Source organism: Streptomyces sp. NPDC006743 (assembly GCF_040703815.1).
Taxonomy (GTDB): Bacteria; Actinomycetota; Actinomycetes; order Streptomycetales; family Streptomycetaceae; genus Streptomyces.
In genome coordinates this window covers 1-1162 of record NZ_JBEYJA010000166.1, presented here as the reverse complement: position 1 = coordinate 1162, position 1162 = coordinate 1, and the positions used below count along the sequence as shown (strand labels likewise).

At 67.3% G+C, this 1162-nt stretch carries 1 protein-coding gene and 1 pseudogene; both read left to right on the top strand.

Annotated elements, in window-relative coordinates; all coding sequences use genetic code 11:
* The first annotated feature begins 27 nt into the window (after positions 1 to 27).
* Positions 28 to 576 carry a winged helix-turn-helix domain-containing protein gene (locus ABZ719_RS37705; protein WP_366729680.1) on the top strand — a complete coding sequence of 183 codons (549 nt, stop codon included), beginning with the start codon at positions 28 to 30 and terminating at the stop codon, positions 574 to 576.
* Positions 474 to 1162 (top strand): annotated as a pseudogene (locus ABZ719_RS37700) (IS630 family transposase); the annotation flags it as partial. The gene ABZ719_RS37705 and the pseudogene ABZ719_RS37700, both read left to right, overlap by 103 nt.

Genomic DNA, 1162 nt, shown 5'->3' with positions numbered 1-1162 from the left:
TTACTGATCTTTTCGTAAGTTCGGTGGGTGCGGTGGCCGTGTGGGTGGGAGGCTGTCGGGGTGGCATACCAACCTTCCCCTTCGGTTGCTGGTTCCTCCCTTCCTCCTTTGTCGCGGCCTCAGTTGGCGGAGGCGCGTCGTGTTCGGGCAGTCGAGTTGTTCGAGGGCGGCGTCTCGAATGCGGAGATCGCGAGGGCGGTGGGGGTACGTGCCGAGAGTGTGCGGCGTTGGCGGCGGGTGTGGGAGCAAGACGGTGCTTCGGGCCTGCGGAGACGGGCAGCCACCGGACGCCCACCCAAGCTGGACGACACCCAGGTCGAGATGGTCCGGGCCGCGTTGGAGCAAGGTGCCCAGGCTCATGGTTTCGAGGCCGACCTGTGGACCCTGGAACGGGTCGGCGCAGTCGTCACCCGGGCAACGGGGGTGGTGTTGTCGAGGGCGTCGGTGTGGCGGCTGCTGACCGGCCGGCTCGGATGGAGCCTGCAACGGCCCGAGCGGCGGGCGGTCGAGCGGGACGAGTCGGAGATCGCCCGCTGGATCGCGCACGAGTGGCCGCGCATCAAAAAGGGGCCGTGAACACACGTGCCTGGATCGTCTTCCTCGACGAATCAGGCGTCTCCCTGCTCCCTCAGATCCGCCGCACCTACTCGCCCCGAGGGCGGACTCCGCTCCTGCGGCACCGCCTGAACTGGAAGCGCGCGTCGATGGCCGGAGCCCTGGGCTACCACTCCACCGACCCCGATCGCGGGGCCCGCCTGTGCTTCCACCTCAAGCCCGGCAGCTACGACACCGCCGGCCTCATCGAGGTCCTGGAGCAGGTGAAGATGTTCTATCGCGGCGAGCGGGTGGTCCTGGTCTGGGACGGCCTGTCCGCCCACTGAAGCCGGGCGATGCGGGCCTGGGTCGCCGAACAAGACTGGCTCACCCTGGAACGATTACCCGCCTACGCTCCCGAGCTGAACCCGGTGGAACTGCTGTGGTCCTCGCTCAAGAAGCGTGAACTCGCCAACCTTGCCGGCGACCACCTCGCCGATGTCGCCGACGCCACCGAGCAAGGCATCCACCGCATCAACGCCAACCCCCGACTGCCATGGTCATTCCTCGCCCATACCGGCCTGACCATCCGCCCACCACACCCACCGAACTTACGAAAAGATCAGTA